Annotated in this window: 13 protein-coding genes; 7 read left to right on the top strand and 6 right to left on the bottom strand. The window is 68.5% G+C overall.

Going from position 1 to position 14,985, the window contains the following annotated elements:
* The first annotated feature begins 72 nt into the window (after positions 1 to 72).
* The 4 genes from hydA (at position 73) to ACIRA5_RS25525 (ending at position 4,675) form a co-directional block, all read left to right on the top strand.
* Complete coding sequence (gene hydA / locus ACIRA5_RS25540) at positions 73 to 1,476, top strand: dihydropyrimidinase (RefSeq protein WP_351306761.1); 1,404 nt, start codon at positions 73 to 75, stop codon at positions 1,474 to 1,476.
* An 18-nt stretch (positions 1,477 to 1,494) separates the two neighbouring features.
* Positions 1,495 to 2,514, top strand: a complete 1,020-nt coding sequence (locus ACIRA5_RS25535) for a TIGR03842 family LLM class F420-dependent oxidoreductase (protein ID WP_403694037.1) — start codon at positions 1,495 to 1,497, stop codon at positions 2,512 to 2,514.
* Positions 2,515 to 2,700: 186 nt separating this feature from the next.
* A complete protein-coding gene (locus ACIRA5_RS25530; protein WP_403694036.1) occupies positions 2,701 to 2,979 on the top strand; it encodes a hypothetical protein in 279 nt (92 codons plus the stop codon).
* A 145-nt stretch (positions 2,980 to 3,124) separates the two neighbouring features.
* Positions 3,125 to 4,675, top strand: coding sequence for an NCS1 family nucleobase:cation symporter-1 (locus tag ACIRA5_RS25525; protein ID WP_403694035.1), 1,551 nt, complete (start codon positions 3,125 to 3,127; stop codon positions 4,673 to 4,675).
* Here the strand turns inward: ACIRA5_RS25525 and ACIRA5_RS25520 are convergent.
* Together ACIRA5_RS25520 and ACIRA5_RS25515 are read right to left on the bottom strand one after the other, a co-directional pair.
* Positions 4,641 to 5,084: a tyrosine-type recombinase/integrase gene (locus ACIRA5_RS25520; RefSeq protein ID WP_403694458.1), complete on the bottom strand. Its 444-nt coding sequence runs from the start codon at positions 5,082 to 5,084 to the stop codon at positions 4,641 to 4,643. The two genes, ACIRA5_RS25525 and ACIRA5_RS25520, sit on opposite strands and share 35 nt — an antisense overlap.
* Before the next feature lie 74 nt (positions 5,085 to 5,158).
* A complete protein-coding gene (locus ACIRA5_RS25515) occupies positions 5,159 to 5,503 on the bottom strand; it encodes a hypothetical protein (RefSeq protein WP_403694034.1) in 345 nt (114 codons plus the stop codon).
* A 382-nt stretch (positions 5,504 to 5,885) separates the two neighbouring features.
* Between ACIRA5_RS25515 and ACIRA5_RS25510 the strand changes: the two genes are divergently transcribed.
* On the top strand, positions 5,886 to 6,245 hold the full coding sequence (locus ACIRA5_RS25510) for an MMPL family transporter (protein WP_403694033.1): 360 nt from the start codon (positions 5,886 to 5,888) through the stop codon (positions 6,243 to 6,245).
* Between the two features lie 57 nt (positions 6,246 to 6,302).
* Here the strand turns inward: ACIRA5_RS25510 and ACIRA5_RS25505 are convergent, their stop codons facing one another.
* From ACIRA5_RS25505 to ACIRA5_RS25490, 4 genes are all read right to left on the bottom strand, one after another.
* Complete coding sequence (locus ACIRA5_RS25505; protein ID WP_403694032.1) at positions 6,303 to 7,781, bottom strand: arabinofuranosidase catalytic domain-containing protein; 1,479 nt, start codon at positions 7,779 to 7,781, stop codon at positions 6,303 to 6,305.
* A 128-nt stretch (positions 7,782 to 7,909) separates the two neighbouring features.
* Positions 7,910 to 10,354, bottom strand: coding sequence for a ricin-type beta-trefoil lectin domain protein (locus ACIRA5_RS25500; protein ID WP_403694030.1), 2,445 nt, complete (start codon positions 10,352 to 10,354; stop codon positions 7,910 to 7,912).
* A 66-nt stretch (positions 10,355 to 10,420) separates the two neighbouring features.
* The gene (locus tag ACIRA5_RS25495) at positions 10,421 to 10,987 is read right to left on the bottom strand and encodes a TlpA family protein disulfide reductase (protein ID WP_403694028.1); all 567 of its coding nucleotides are present in this window, start codon (positions 10,985 to 10,987) and stop codon (positions 10,421 to 10,423) included.
* A complete protein-coding gene (locus tag ACIRA5_RS25490) occupies positions 10,984 to 11,379 on the bottom strand; it encodes a hypothetical protein (protein ID WP_403694027.1) in 396 nt (131 codons plus the stop codon). The genes ACIRA5_RS25495 and ACIRA5_RS25490 overlap by 4 nt, the downstream gene beginning before the upstream one ends.
* 807 nt (positions 11,380 to 12,186) lie before the next feature.
* Between ACIRA5_RS25490 and ACIRA5_RS25485 the strand changes: the two genes are divergently transcribed.
* Both ACIRA5_RS25485 and ACIRA5_RS25480 read left to right on the top strand, forming a co-directional pair.
* Positions 12,187 to 13,188 carry a LacI family DNA-binding transcriptional regulator gene (locus ACIRA5_RS25485; protein WP_403694026.1) on the top strand — a complete coding sequence of 334 codons (1,002 nt, stop codon included), beginning with the start codon at positions 12,187 to 12,189 and terminating at the stop codon, positions 13,186 to 13,188.
* A 278-nt stretch (positions 13,189 to 13,466) separates the two neighbouring features.
* Complete coding sequence (locus ACIRA5_RS25480) at positions 13,467 to 14,831, top strand: ABC transporter substrate-binding protein (RefSeq protein WP_403694025.1); 1,365 nt, start codon at positions 13,467 to 13,469, stop codon at positions 14,829 to 14,831.
* The last annotated feature ends 154 nt before the right edge of the window (positions 14,832 to 14,985 follow it).

The following is a 14,985-nucleotide window of genomic DNA, read 5'->3' as shown; positions in this document are numbered from 1 at the left end:
GGGCGCGACCAGCCACGAGTGACCCGCAGTTTTCAGCGCACCGCATCCAGCGCACGGCAGGAGAGAGGGAGCATGAGCAGCCGTACCGTCATCCGTAATGGCCTCGTCATCACCGCGTCCGACGAGATCCACGCCGACGTCCTGATCGAGGACGGCCGGGTCGTCGCCCTCGCCGCGACCGGCACCCCGGCGGCCGAGTCGTGGACGGCCGAGAAGACCATCGACGCCACCGGCAAGTACGTCATCCCGGGCGGCGTCGACGCCCACACCCACATGGAGCTGCCCTTCGGCGGCACCTTCGCCTCGGACACCTTCGAGACGGGCACCCGGGCCGCGGCCTGGGGCGGCACCACCACCATCGTCGACTTCGCGGTGCAGAGCGTCGGCCGCTCACTGCGCGAGGGCCTCGACGCGTGGAACGCCAAGGCCGACGGCAACTGCGCCATCGACTACGCCTTCCACATGATCGTCTCCGACGTCAACCAGGAGACGCTCAAGGAGATGGACCTGCTGGTCCAGGAGGGCGTCACCTCCTTCAAGCAGTTCATGGCCTACCCCGGCGTCTTCTACAGCGACGACGGCCAGATCCTGCGCGCCATGCAGCGCTCCGCCGAGAACGGCGGCCTGATCATGATGCACGCGGAGAACGGCATTGCGATCGACGTCCTCGTGGAACAGGCGCTGGCGCGCGGCGAGACCGACCCGCGCTTCCACGGCGAGGTGCGCAAGGCGCTCCTGGAGGCGGAGGCCACCCACCGCGCCATCAAACTCGCCCAGGTCGCGGGCGCTCCGCTCTACGTCGTGCACGTCTCGGCGCAGGAGGCGGTCGCCGAGATCGCACGGGCGCGTGACGAGGGCCTGAACGTCTTCGGCGAGACCTGCCCGCAGTACCTGTTCCTGTCGACCGACAACCTCGCGGAACCGGACTTCGAAGGCTCGAAGTACGTGTGCAGCACGCCCCTTCGGCCCAAGGAGCACCAGGCCGCCCTGTGGCGGGGCCTGCGTACCAACGACCTCCAGGTCGTGTCGACGGACCACTGCCCCTTCTGCTTCGTGGGCCAGAAGGAGCTCGGCCGGGGCGACTTCTCGAAGATCCCCAACGGCCTTCCGGGCGTCGAGAACCGCATGGACCTGCTCCACCAGGCCGTCGTCGACGGGCACATCTCGCGCCGCCGCTGGATCGAGATCGCCTGCGCCACCCCGGCCCGGATGTTCGGCCTGTACCCGAAGAAGGGCACCATCGCGCCGGGCGCCGACGCCGACATCGTCATCTACGACCCGCGAGCCGAGCAGGTCATGTCGGTCGAGACCCACCACATGAACGTCGACTACTCGGCCTACGAGGGCAAGCGCGTCACCGGACAGGTCGAGACCGTGCTCTCGCGCGGCGAACCGGTCATCACCGAGCGGGAGTTCACCGGACGCGCGGGGCACGGCGTCTACACCCCCCGTTCCACCTGTCAGTACCTTCTCTGAGCGACTAGGAGTGGCGCCATGGACTTCGGACTCGTCCTGCAGACCGACCCCCCGGCCTCCCGCGTCATCGACCTGATGAAGCGCGCCGAGGGCAACGGCTTCACGTACGGCTGGACCTTCGACTCGGCCGTCCTGTGGCAGGAACCCTTTGTGATCTACAGTCAGATTCTCGCGAACACCGAGAAGCTGACGGTCGGCCCGATGGTCACCAACCCGGGCACCCGCACCTGGGAGGTCACCGCCTCCACCTTCGCGACGCTCAACGACATGTACGGCAACCGCACGGTGTGCGGCATCGGGCGCGGCGACTCGGCGATGCGCGTCGCCGGACGCAAGCCCAACACGCTCGCCCGCATCAGCGGCGCGATGAAGGTCATCCGCGCCCTCGGCCGAGGCGAGGAGGCCGACCTCGGCGGCACCGTCGTCAAGTTCCCCTGGGTCAAGCCGGGTGCCGAACTCCCGGTCTGGATGGCCGCGTACGGTCCCAAGGCCCTGAAGATGACCGGCGAGGAGGCCGACGGGTTCATCCTCCAGCTCGCCGACCTCTATCTCACCGAGTACATGGTCAAGGCCGTGAAGGACGCGGCCGTCGAGGCCGGGCGTGACCCCGCCGAGGTGAAGATCTGCGTGGCCGCGCCCGCGTACATCACCGAGGACGACTCGCCGGAGGCCCTCGCCCACGCGCGTGAACAGTGCCGCTGGTTCGGCGGCATGGTCGGCAACCACGTGGCCGACCTGGTCTCCAAGTACGGCGAGCACTCCGCCGCCGTACCCGAGGAACTCACCGACTACATCAAGGCCCGCGAGGGCTACGACTACTCCCACCACGGGCGCAGCGACAACCCCGACACCAAGTTCGTGCCGGACGAGATCGTCGACCGGTTCTGCCTGATCGGCACGGCCGAGCAGCACATCGAGAAGCTGAAGGCGCTGCGCGCCCTGGGCGTGGACCAGTTCGCGGTGTACGACATGCACGACGCGCAGGAGGCCGTGATCGACGCGTACGGGTCGAAGGTCATCCCGGCCGTCAACGGCTGACAAGCCCGCTCCGGGCGGCCGGCCTCCGGCCGCCCCCCGGCCCTACTGCGGCCACCGCTCCCCCTCCCCATACGTCCCCTTCCCTCCGTCCCGGGAAGGGGATCACCGCACCACCGCACCCGCACAACCCCCCACGGCGTCACCCGCACGGCCTCTCCCGTCACTCCTCACTTGATTGGCCTGCCCATGACCGAGACCGTCCCCAGCGAGGGCCCGCCCGTCGCTCAAGTCACGCTCACCGACGGCCGGGTGGAGATCGCGCCTGGCGCGCCCGCGCCCAGCGGCCCCTACGCCAACGAGGACCTGCTGCCGGTCCCGGTCGAGAAGCGCACCTGGACCACGTACAACTTCTCGGCGCTGTGGGTCGCGCACGAGAGAACACATACGGCGTGGCAGGGCGCTGACCAGCGTTTTCGTCACCGGTCGCGCTGGTCGCGCGAGCATGTGTCCGCTGTGCGCGGTTGATACCGGGGTGGGTCGACCCACGGCGGCGGTGCGTCTGCTCGCGCGGCTGGTCGGCTCGTCCATCGTTCGTCGTACTCCCGGGAGTGAGTTGAGCTTCCCGGAGTCCGCATCCCCAGATGAGCCTTCGCGATACGAGGTGGTCCCGATGTCCTCCAGTGGAAGAACCCCGGCCGATCCGGCCGTTGTAGAGCATGCGTATCCGGACGGCCGGGTCGCCTTGTCCGATCCGGCGGTGCTGGATGATTCGCGTTTCGCCAACGAGGACCTGGTGCCGGTGCCGATCGCGCGCCGGACTTGGGGGACTTACAACTATCTCGCCCTTTGGGTGGGAATGGCGCATTGTATTCCGTCGTGGACGCTGGCGTCGGGGCTGGTGGCGCTGGGGATGGACTGGAAGCAGGCGGTGCTGACGATCGCGCTGGCGAACGTGATCGTGCTGGTGCCGATGCTGCTGACCGGTCATGCCGGCACCAAGTACGGGATCCCGTTCCCGGTGTTCGCGCGGGCGTCGTTCGGGGTGCGCGGGGCGAACCTGCCGGCGATGGTGCGGGCGGCGGTGGCGTGCTGCTGGTTCGGCATCCAGACCTGGATCGGTGGAGAGGGCATCTTCCTGCTGGCCGGCAAGCTGTTCGGTCACGGCTGGCTGAACGCCGGCGCGATATCGGGCACGCCGTGGACGCAGTGGCTGTCGTTCGTGGTGTTCTGGCTGGTTGAGGTCGCCATCATCACCCGCGGCATGGAGACGCTGCGCAGGGTGGAGAACTGGGCGGCGCCGCTGGTGATCGTCGGCGCGCTGGTGCTGCTGGGGTTCATGGCGGCCAAGGCGGGCGGCTTCGGTCCGCTGCTGGACCAGCCCTCGCGCCTGGGCTGGGGCAGCGGGTTCTGGAAGGTGTTCTTCCCCTCTCTGATGGGCATGATCGGCTTCTGGTCCACGCTGTCGCTGAACATCCCCGACTTCACTCGCTTCGGCGGCAGTCAGCGCGCCCAGCTGTGGGGCCAGGCCCTGGGCCTGCCGACCACGATGACGCTGTTCGCGATCCTGTCGGTGCTGGTCACGTCCGGCTCCCAGGCCGTCTACGGGGCGCCGATCTGGGATCCGATCGCGCTGAGTGCGAAGATGAGCAACACGGTCGGAGCCTTGTTCGCGCTGCTGATCGTGATGGTGGCGACCTTGTCGGTGAACATCGCCGCCAATGTCGTCTCCCCGGCGTACGACCTGTCGCACCTGCTGCCGCGACTGATCAGCTTCCGCACCGGAGCGCTGATCACCGGCGTGGTCGGCATCCTGATCATGCCGTGGAAGCTGATCGCCAACCCGCACGTGTACATCTTCACCTGGCTCGGCTTCGTCGGCGGTCTGCTCGGCACCGTGTCCGGCATCCTCATCGCCGACTACTGGATCATGCGCCGTACGCGCCTGGCGCTGGGGGAGTTGTACCAGTCCGACGGCCGCTACTGGTACACCGGCGGCTGGAACCTGCGCGCGGTGGCCGCCTTCGTGATCGGCGGTGTCCTGGCCGTCGGCGGCTCGTACTCGACCGTGGTCAAGGGCGTCAAGCAGGGCCCCTTCCCCGCCGACGGCGTCATTCCGTTCCTCAAGCCCCTGGCCGATTACGGCTGGGCCGTCGGCCTGGCCTCCGCCCTGCTGGTCTACACCCTGCTCAGCCTCGGCAGCAGGCAGAACCAGGACAGCTGAACCGCGGACCGGCCGACGAACACGCCACGCACGGCAGGGCGCGACGTCGGCCGGCTCCCGCACTTTGGAGCGCGACAGTACCCGGCGTACAGCCGTGGTCGAGTGCCGTTCCAGAGGAGACATCTCGGATTCTGATGCACTCGGAAGTACACCCACGAGGTGTCCTCCGCAGGCCCTCGGGCCGGTGCAGCAGCCAGTCGTCGAGCAGCCTCTTGAGCTGCGGATGCAGGGGGACGTAGCGGTCGGTGTGCATCTTGCCGACCGGGACGCGGAGCCAGTAGGCGGAGCCGATCTGCATGACCGCGTCGATGGTGACGCCGAGCATCTCGCTGCGGCGCATCCCGGTGCGGGCGAGGATCTCGATGGCCAGCCGGGCGAACGGATCGGGATCCTGGCGGGCGGCTGCCAGCAGTTCGGCGGCCGCGGCGTCGTCCAGGAAACGGGGCAGTGGTTCGTCCGCGATCGGGAAGTCGCTGCCGAAGATCAGCTGGCGGGGCGGCCGGTCGGCGGCGTCCCACCATCCAGGCGGCGGAGGAAGCCGCGGAGTTTGCTGGGGCGGTCGCGGACGGTGTGCCGGTGCAGCGGTCCGCCGCGGGCAGCCGGCCGCTCCAGCAGCCACTGCCGGTAGCGTTCGACGTGCCGCCGTTTGAGCTCGGCAACAAAGCTGACGTCCGTGTCTTCCGCGGCGACCAGGAGGGCGAACTCCCGCAGCGTCAGCTCGGCCTTCTTCACGGTGCCCGGCCGCATTGTTCCGGCGATCTGCTGCAGGTGGTGCTGCATCGTGTCCGCCAGCCCTGCCGGGACACGGGCCCACTCCCGGGCCCGCATGTCGGCCCGGTCCGGCGAGTGACGACACGGGAGCTGGTCGGTCAACTCGCAGTGGAAGAGCGTCGCTTCCAGGTTGAACAGGGCGGTCGACAGGGCCCTTCGCCGTCTCTGACCTGGGCAAGCGTTACCCGCGTGGCTCGAACCAGCAGGTCACCAGCTGATCCGGGTTCCAACTACCGCGTCCCGTCACAGCCGGGGCCGGTCGTGGCCGATTGCCGGACGTCGCCGATCGCCCCCGCGGTGGGTGGGGCGATCGGCGAAATCTTTGACTCAGGCGGAGATGCCGGATTCCGTCCGCTGCTTCGTGCTGGTCGCGGCGGGTGTTGGGGTGGGGGTGGGTCGGCGCAGAGTGATAGCGATTCCGACGCCGAGGAGGGTGAGGGTGGCGGCGGTGAATCGCGCGGTGCGCAGGCCGTGGACGAAGTCCGGGCCAGTGGTGGTCTGGACGCCCGAGTTGGCGATGGCGACCAGGATGGCCTCGATCTTCGTGGCCGTCCTGCTCGACCCCGACCCCACGCTCAAGGCCATCGGCTTCAGCTTCACCGTCGGAGTCCTGGTCGACGCCCTCGTGGTCCGCCTCACCCTGGTCCCCGCCGTCATGGCCCTCGTCGGCGCCAGGATCTGGTACCACCCGCGCTGGTATGGTCGCCTCGTCCCCGATCCCGACGTTGAAGGCGACAGACTCGAAGAACACCTCGACCACACGGACGGTGACCGACAGCCCGCCATCGCCACAAACTGAGCCGTGCGGTGCTGGCCGCCCGGTCGGGCGGGCGGACCGGCACCGGAAGAGTTGGGCTCAGACCGAGGTGATGGTCCACTGCAGGTTGTTGCTGGGGCCGACCGACCACATCTTCAGCGCGGACCCCGCGGTGGTGGCACCGCCACCGTCCAGGCAGAGGCTGGTGCCGCGGTTGATGATCTGGTAGTTGCCGCTACCGACGCTTTTGACCTGCCATTCCTGGTTGTCGCTGCCACTCCATGGTTCCTCGATGGGAGACGACCCGCGCGTGGTGTTGCCCCCGCTGTCGATGACCAGGCCGTTCGTGTCGTTGACGATCTCGTAGTACCCGTTCCCCAGATCGATGAAATGCCACTGCAGGTTGGCGCTGGCGATGTTGTTCCACTGCTTGACCGCGGAGCCGGCGGCGACGTTCCCACCGCCGTCGACCACGAGGCCACTGGTGACGTTGCCGATCTTCGTCCAGCCGGTCGCAAGAGTGCTGTAGCCGGTGGCGGTGATGTTGGCCTGCACGGAGTCCTCGGTGGCGTCGGAGGGGTAGCCCGAGGTCATCACGCCTTCGTAGAAGGTGCCTACGCCGGCCTTGCTGTTGTCGCCGCCGATGCCGAGGACGATGGCGCCCTGCTTCTTCATCGGGTTGTAGCCCGCTGGATTGGGACGCACTCCGTTGTAGAAGGTGGACAGGCCGCCGGACTGTGCGTTGCCGCCGCGGATCGCCCACTGGTTCGGCCCGCCCTTGAGCAGGGCGGTGGTGTACCGGTAGTTGATCGTCGGGTCGTTGGAGTTGGTGCCGGCGTTCACGCCGGAGAACAGGCCGTTCTCCATGTCGGCCATGATCCAGGGTCCGGTGCCGCCGCCGCGGCCCCAGGACGTGTTGCTGCCGAAGTAGATGGCCTCCATGGTGCCGTTGCCGTCGTCAGTGTTGTCCGTTTCGGCGTTGCCGTAGTCGAAGCAGCAGCCGCTGTTGTAGCGCGTGCCGTCGAAGATCGCGTACTCGCCCTCCGGCTGGTCGCCGGTCGCGATGCCCGAGGTGTTGTTGTTGCGATAGCCGGTGCCCGCCGCCACGTAGACGCCGTACACCTTGTGGCCGGCGACCGTTACGGGCGCGATGGCGGCGTTGGCGAGGTTGTCCGGGCCGCCGGCCGCGCCGCCCCCGGGCGCCTGGGTGAGGTCGTTGCCCCGCCCGGACTGGTCGTAGATGACGGTGATGAGGCAGGTGGTGGCGGCGCAGAAGGAGTCCTGCGCGGCGGCGTTGGCGTAACTGCCCGGGCTCACCGGGCCGATGTCCATCGTGGTGTTGTCCGACGCGCGACTGACCTGGTAAAGCGCTCCGTCGTACGAGCTGTACAGCGCCCTGGTGGTACTGTGCGCGGCCACGCACGGGGTGCCACCGGCGGCATAGATGTCGCAGGGTTCCTGCGTGGCGGCCTGTGATGCCATGGGCGTGCTGATCACGCCGCTGATGGCCAGTGCGGCGACCGTGCCGAAGGCCAGGATCGTTCTCCTGGCTTTGAGTCTCCACTTTCGAGCACCCACGGGTGAACTCCTCCACTGTGATCGAACGAGAGTTGGTTCGGTCGCCCTGGTCGCGAGGTGACCGGGCGTCTTTGGGCTGGAGCGGATGGTGGTGCTGTGCGGGCTGTGCGGGCTGCGCGGCTACGCGGTCACACCATGGTCCACTTCTGGCTGCCTGCTCCGGAGCAGGTCTGGATCTGCGTCTTGGTGCCGTTGGCTGTTCCGCCGCCCGCTGGGCCCAGGCACAGACCGGACGCTGTTCCGGTGATGGTGCCGTTGGAGTTGAAGGTCCACTGCTGGCTGGTGCTGCCGGAGCAGGTGTTGATGATCACGGCCGAGCCGGAGGTGGTGGCGCCGTTCTGCACGTCCAGGCAGAGCGCGGTGGGCGCGTAGACCTGCAGCGAATGGTTGGAACCCTTCGTCCACCGCCCGTTGGCGCCCCACCCGCAGGTCCAGATGTCGAGCTGGGTGCCCGTGGTGTGGGTGGCGCCGGGGACATCGAGGCAGGTCGTCGACGCGGTGTTCTGCAGCGAACCGTAGGTGTGCGGGGCCGGGGTGGCGCTCAGGGAGAGGTCGTCCCCGTAGCCGGCCGCGGAGTTGGCCGACGGGCTGTAGAAGTACACGACCGCGCTGGTGTTGCTCGCGCCGGTGGTGAAGGTGACCGAGCCGCCCGTGTAGGTGGTGCTGCCCAGACAGGTCGAGACCTGGTTGCTGGTGCCGTCGTACTGCTTGGCGCCCAGGTAGACGCACTGCCCGGACACGCCGGCCTTCCCGAAACCGCGCAGGATGTACGTGGTGTTGGGGGAGAGTCCGGTGATGGTCTGCTCGGCGCCGGCGTCGATGTTCTGGGGCAGCCGGACGGCGTAGCTGCCCGTGCGGGCGTTGCCGGTGACGGCCGAGCCGCCCCCGTAGCAGTGCCACGAGGAGCAGCTGCCGCTCTCGAAGCCGGTGTTGTTCGGCGGAGTGTGGGGGGCGGCGGCGTCGAAGGCGCCGGCGTTGTGGACGCCGCCGGTGGTGACGGGGTTGCCGAAATAGTCGGTGGAGCCCATGGAGCAGCTGGGGTTGCCCTGGCAGACATTCACGCCCAGGTTGTACGCGGGCGATCCGGCCTGGAGCGTGTCGGCCGTGAGCGACATGCCGGTCCCGTGGTACGTCGGAGTGTTCAGCAGTGGGTCCGCGACCACGGAGTGCTCTTCCTGGCCGGTCCCCGACTGGTAGGCGGCGAGCCCGCTGTAGGACGTCCCGGTGAGGTTGAAGGTGGGGGTGGCTCCGGTGGTCACGTAGTAGACGTTGTTGTCGTCGACAAAGCCCGGCGTGCTGCTCTTGAGCAGGTTCGCGTTGGTCGAGTAGACGACGTTGTTCCGGAAGTATCCGCTGATGCCGCCCTCCACGCCCAGGAACTGCGCGCTGTTCGCGGGGTTCGCGTAGAACGTGTTGTTGTAGATCTGCATGCTCTGCACGTTGTTGGTGATGTAGACGTCACCCCAGCGTGCCGCTGCCTTGCGTACGTTGTTGGCGCAGACGTTGTAGCGGAAGATGTTGTTGGTGTCCTTGTACCCGCCGCTGTCGTACACGGCCAGGCAGTAGCCGTCGTTGTCGTGCCCGTAGTTGTACTGCAGCGTGTTGTTCGAGTTGTAGTTGTCGATGTCGAACGCGCCGCCGTCGTTCGCGTTGTAGGTGTGGTTGTCGTACGCCTCGTTGTACTGCAAGGTGCAGGTCTGGCAGTACCACTCCCACAGCCCGCTGGGCGTGCTGGTGCACGAGCTGCAGGAGCCCGAGTTGTAGGCGGTGCTGTGCTCGATGCTGCTGTTCTGCGCCATCGTCAGCAGGATGCCGTCGGCCGCGATGTTGTAGCTCGACGAGTTCGTGATGGTGATGTTCTGCCCGATGGGGATGGTGCCGGGGGCGCCGAAGGTGGTGGAGCAGGGGGAGAAGGCGCCGCAGGTGCCGCCGACGAAGATGCCTTCGGAGACGTTGGAGTCGTGCGCGGTGACACCGTCGATCAGGACGTCGTCGATGACCTCTTGATTGCCGGTGGGATAGACGTACACCTCGCCGGAGTCACCGCGGGTGGAGGTGGTGGCTGTGGCGCCGTGCACGTCGAGGTTGGTCAGGTGGATGTGGTCGAGGGTCGCCCCGGCGGTGCTGCCGGTGACGAAGACGCCGTAGCTCACCCCGCCGGTGATCTCCAGGTTCTGGATGTCCCAGTAGCTCTGGTCGGAGAGCTTGAACGCGGCGCTTGCGGTACTGCCCGCGGCGATGACCGGGCGGGCTCCCGTGCCGTAGGCGTCCACGGTGATGGTCGCGCTGCTGCTGCCCGAGCCCTGCGGGGCCAGGGAACCGGAGCAGGTGGTGCCGCGCTTGAAGAGGATCGAGTCGCCGGCCTGGAAGGTGGCGGCGTTGACGGGGGAGGTGGCGTTCCAGGGGCTGGCCTGGGTGCCGGAGCCGTTGGTGCTTGCCGAGCAGTCCACGTAGTAGGTGGTGGTCGCGGCGGTGGCGGGTCCTGCGGTGGCCACCAACTGGGCGGTGCCGAGAGCCAGCACGGACGCGGTGACAGCGAAGGCTCTTCGCCAGCCGCGGAACAGCGATGACATGCGTCTTTGCACAATCACTCCTGGAGACGGGTGGGGATGGTCTCACCGCTGCGCGTGCTGCGATTGCTACGAGCGGGAGTCGAGGTGGGACGTGATGGCCGCTGCGGCCTTCGCGGTCAGCAGGTAGCCGTCCCAGCGGGCAAGCACCTGGCCGGTGCCGCCGATGAGGAAGGAAGTCGGGGACGCGGTCACCGCGTACTTCCGGGCTGCGCGGTGACGGGGATCCTGCAGCAGAGCGACGGACTCCAGGCCCCAGTCGTACGAGGTGTTGAGCAGGGTCTCCTGCGGCACGGAGGCGGGGTCGGCGGCGACGATCGCCACGCGCAGCCCGCGGGCGCCGTACTGCGTGGCCAGGCTGGTGAGCACCACGGCCTGACTGCGCGAGGGCGACGCGGCGGTGTCGGGCTGGACGGTCAGGAAGGACACCAGGGTGAGCCGTCCGCGGCCGGCCGCGAGCGGGTAGGCATCGCCGGTGCGGACCGCGATCAGGCCCGGCCGGGAAGCGCTCGTCGCCGCGGGGCGGGTACCGCGGTGGTGGAGTGCTGCCGCTCCGGCGCCGGTGGCGAGGACGGCCAGACAGCTGACGATCGTGAGGACGAGACGCCGCCCGCGCGGCAGGAGGATGCGGATCATCCGGCACGCTCGATGCCGAAGGGCGCGCAGCGGCGGTGCAGGAACGATTCGTACCGCGGCTTTCCCACGAGCCGGAGCGGCACGGGGGCGTGTGCCTCGCCGGAGCGGCCGCCGTGCAGCCGGACCTCGCCGGGCTCGCCGATGATTCTGCCTTCAAGACAGGTGAAGGCGAGGCGGAAGGCATGGACGTCGGCCGCCTGTGCCAAGGGCCGCAGCCAGGCGGTCGGGGTCGAGGTCCTGCCGGACGCTGCCCGACTGCTCGGCCCCTCCCTCCGGGGTGAGGCGGTCGAGGAACGCTTCGACGCGCCGGCCGGTCGACAGGGCGGTCTTGTCCAGGGGCGGTCGTTCACGTCGGGGGAGGGGCTGCCGATTCTCGGCATGGCGGTCGTCATGCGCGACTCCTGGGGAATGCGGTCGGGCGGGCCGTCCGATGGCGGGCGCGCCGGGCATCAGGAAAAAGGCTGCGAGGGCCGGTGCGAAGCCGGGGACCCCGCGGCAGGGGCACCGCCGGTACGCCAGGGTGCGAGATGAGTGCTGTTCCGAGCCGGGTGTACCTGTACGTTGCGGGGGTGCCGCTGCCGGGCGGCGATCGAGCTGTCAGCGTTGCGCTGGAGGGGGTTGCACCAGCGGAGGCCGGGTTCGACGGCGGCGCGGACCGCGCTCTCTGCGACGGTGATCCCCAGGTCGGACGGTCAGGGTGGCCGGTCCGGACCGGGCGTGCAGGGCACCGCGGTGCTTCCCCCGGCCGTACCCGCCGGTCCGACGGCGAGGACGGTCGACAGCAACCACGATGTGCTCGGTCTCCGCCGCTCTTCCGGGCGCCTGGGCTTCGGTGGGTGGGTGGTTGGTTGGCCGGTGGCATGACCATTTCCCTCTCGGTCAGGCCCGGAGGTGGGGACAGGACGGCGTGACGGCGTGGGTAGGCCGGCCGAGAGCCCCGGCGTCGATGTAACGACAGCTGCGCTGGTGGTGAGGGGATGGGGTCGTTGGACTCCGACCGTTTTTATCGGTCAAATGAAGTTCGGGACGGACGCTAACTTTGCGTGTCGTCACCGTCAAGACATCTGACAATGCCGGGTTTGCGGCCCGTCGAGTCGCTCAACAGATCCTCTTCATCCCTCTTGACTTCTCTGGAGCGGCCTGGCTACTTTCCACTCGCCGCCAAGGTTTTACCGGTCAAAGGGAAGGGAGGTGAGCCCATGGTCACGATGGATGACGTCGCCCGGCGCGCCGGGGTGACCAAGCAGACGGTCTCCAACGTCGTCCGCGGCCGAGCGGTCGTCAGTCCTCGCACCAAGGCCAAGGTGGAGGCCGCGATCGCGGAACTCGGCTACCAGCCGAACCTCGTCGCGAGGGGTCTGGCCACCGGTACCACCATGACGGTCGGCTTCATCGTGCCCACCGTGGCCAACCCGTTCTACTCGGCCGTGGTGGAGGAGGTGGAGACCCTGCTCGAGATGCACGGTTACCATCTGCTGCTCGCGACCACCCGGGGCGACGGGGAGCGGGCCAGGCGCCACCTCGCCAGCCTTTCCAGCAGGTCCGTGGACGCGGTGCTGGTGGCGGAGGACCGGGATCTCGGCGACGTGCCGCTGCTGGAGCGCATGGGAGTACCCGTGGTTCTCTGCGCTTGGGAGACCACTCCACCGGGCGGTCTCCCCGTCGTCACCGTGGACTACGAGAAGGCGGGCTACCTGGCCGGCCGCCACATGCACAAGCTCGGCCACCGGCGGCCCGTGGTGATCGCCGACCTTCCGGCGCACCAGATCCGCGTTCAGGGCATGCGCCGGGCGTTCGCGGAAGTGGGTGTCACCGTGCCGGACGACTCGGTGCTGGCGGCTCCTGAGGCAACCTCCGAATCCGGGTACGCCGCCATGCTGCGTGCGCTCGGCTCGGGCAACAAGCCCAGTTGCGTGCTGACTTCGACCGACGCCATCGCGCTCGGCGTCACCGAGGCACTGCGTCATCAGGGCCTACGGGTCCCGGAGGACGTCGCGGTCATCGGCATCGACGACATTCCGCAGGCCGCGCACGCCCATCCGCCCCTGACCACCGTGAGCCTGCCCAAGCGGCGCATGGCCCGCGACGCCACCGGACTGCTGCTCAACGCGATCCGTGACAAGCAGCCCGTTCCCCCCGATGTCTCCCTGCTCAGTCCGGAGGTCGTGGTGCGCGCGACGTGCGCGCCACCGGCCGGCTGAGCCTCTCCCGGCAGCCGTCCCGCTGTTGCCGCAAGACCCGGGACGGTCCGGCCTTCGGTTGCCTCCCCGCCGGCCGGACCGCCTCGCAGAAACCTTCCTCCGCGCCCCTCGGCTGGTCCGTGCCGGGCCGTCCGCTGCCCTCGCCGGTCACCTGCCGTGCCTGAAGTTTCTCGCAGCCGTCCGCCTTCCCCCTGTCGCCCCGCGTGGGACAACCGCACTCGTTCACCCGACGACGCCGGGCTCGGGGCAATGCCAGCTACCCGCAAGGAGTTCTTCTCATGCACCAGTACCCCCTCTCCCGCAGAGGCTTCCTCGGCAGATCCGCCGCCGTCGGCGGCGGCGCCATCCTGGGCGGCGGCGTGCTCAGCGCCTGCGGTTCGGGGTCTTCGGGCAGCGATTCCCACCCGACGCTCCATGTCATGGTCGACAGTGTGGACACCGAGCTCGGCAAGCAGCTCGCCGTGTTCGAGCAGCAGAACGACTGCAAGGTCGTGGTCTCGAAGTACGACCAGGTCAAGCTGAACGCGTCCATCACCGCGGGCAACCCCCCGGACCTGGTGCGCACCAACGGCGCCTCGGAGATGCCCAACCTCATCGCCCGGGGCCTGGTGGAGAACCTCGACCCGTACTTCGCCAAGAGCTCCGTCTTCAAGGCGGCAGACCTCGACCCGGTCGTCGGCATCTACCGCTTCGACGGCAAGCGGCAGGGCAAGGGCTCCCTCTACGGCTTCCCCAGCGACTTCTCGCAGGACGCCATGCTGTGGTTCAACAAGGATCTGTTCGACAAGGCCAAGGTCCCCCACCTCAAGGCCACCGACACCGTCAGCTACGACGAACTGCTGGACCTCGGCAAGCGGCTGACCGTCCGCAAGGGCGGAAAGGTCGACGTCTACGGCTTCGACCCGGTGTGGAACTTCGTCAACCAGGCCCACCTGATGCAGATGGTCTCCCAGCAGGGCGGCTCCCTGTGGAACGACGACTTCACCAAGGCCGACTTCACCACCCCGGAAGCGCGCAAGGCCCTGCAGTGGTACGTGGACTGGGGCAAGGCCCGGGTCGGCCCGGGACCCCTGGATCCGACCACCGACTGGCAGGGTCCGCTGTACGACGCCGGCCGCATCGCCATCGTCTCCTACGGCTACTGGTTCGGCGGGGAGATCAACGGCGCCGACGCCGGCGCGAATCGTGCTCGCATCGCCGCCGCGTCGGAATTCCTGCCCGCGCCCCAGATGGGATCGACCCGGGTGGACGCCTGTATGACCGGCACCGGCGTGTGGATCCCGAAGAAGGCCGCGCACAAGGACCTCGCCTTCAAGTTCCTGGAGTTCTGGCGGGGCGGCGCACCGGCCGAGGCCCACTTCAAGGCCGGGGCCGGCCTGCCCGCGGTCAAGCACTTCCGCTCCCTGCTGCCGCACACCACGGCGTTCGACAAGCAGCACTACCAGGTGCAGATGGACAACCTGAAGAACCTCACCGTCCTGCAGTTCTCCCCCTACGCGAACTTCACAGCCGTCGAGGCCGCGATCACCACCAACATCGAGTCGGCCATGAAGGGCCAGACGTCACTGGACGCCGCGATCCGCAAGCTGCAGACGGCCGTGGACGGGATCGTTCAGCAGGGCAAGCAGCAGCTCGGCGCCTGACACCGGGCCCGCACACAGGAAGCAGGAACATGTCAGTGCTCGCACAGGAAGGGACGACCGCCGGGCGCCACCCGACGGCCCCGGCTCGAACCCCACGGTCCCGTGGCCGAGGTTGGAAGCGCTATCCCACCTGGAAATTCTACGCGTTCGTCTC

It is taken from the genome of Streptomyces sp. NPDC096311 (genome assembly GCF_044763085.1).
GTDB lineage: Bacteria > Actinomycetota > Actinomycetes > Streptomycetales > Streptomycetaceae > Streptomyces.
Note: the sequence above shows the minus strand (reverse complement) of the source record. Positions and strands in the feature narration are given on the sequence as shown.

Excerpts from the sequence above, each read along its gene's own strand:
- hydA (WP_351306761.1), top strand. The coding sequence starts at position 73 with ATGAGCAGCCGTACCGTCATCCGTAATGGCCTCGTCATCACCGCGTCC.
- ACIRA5_RS25535 (WP_403694037.1), top strand. The coding sequence starts at position 1,495 with ATGGACTTCGGACTCGTCCTGCAGACCGACCCCCCGGCCTCCCGCGTC.
- ACIRA5_RS25530 (WP_403694036.1), top strand. The coding sequence starts at position 2,701 with ATGACCGAGACCGTCCCCAGCGAGGGCCCGCCCGTCGCTCAAGTCACG.
- ACIRA5_RS25525 (WP_403694035.1), top strand. The coding sequence starts at position 3,125 with ATGTCCTCCAGTGGAAGAACCCCGGCCGATCCGGCCGTTGTAGAGCAT.
- ACIRA5_RS25515 (WP_403694034.1), bottom strand. The coding sequence starts at position 5,503 with ATGCGGGCCCGGGAGTGGGCCCGTGTCCCGGCAGGGCTGGCGGACACG.
- ACIRA5_RS25500 (WP_403694030.1), bottom strand. The coding sequence starts at position 10,354 with ATGTCATCGCTGTTCCGCGGCTGGCGAAGAGCCTTCGCTGTCACCGCG.
- ACIRA5_RS25495 (WP_403694028.1), bottom strand. The coding sequence starts at position 10,987 with ATGATCCGCATCCTCCTGCCGCGCGGGCGGCGTCTCGTCCTCACGATC.
- ACIRA5_RS25490 (WP_403694027.1), bottom strand. The coding sequence starts at position 11,379 with ATGACGACCGCCATGCCGAGAATCGGCAGCCCCTCCCCCGACGTGAAC.
- ACIRA5_RS25485 (WP_403694026.1), top strand. The coding sequence starts at position 12,187 with ATGGTCACGATGGATGACGTCGCCCGGCGCGCCGGGGTGACCAAGCAG.
- ACIRA5_RS25480 (WP_403694025.1), top strand. The coding sequence starts at position 13,467 with ATGCACCAGTACCCCCTCTCCCGCAGAGGCTTCCTCGGCAGATCCGCC.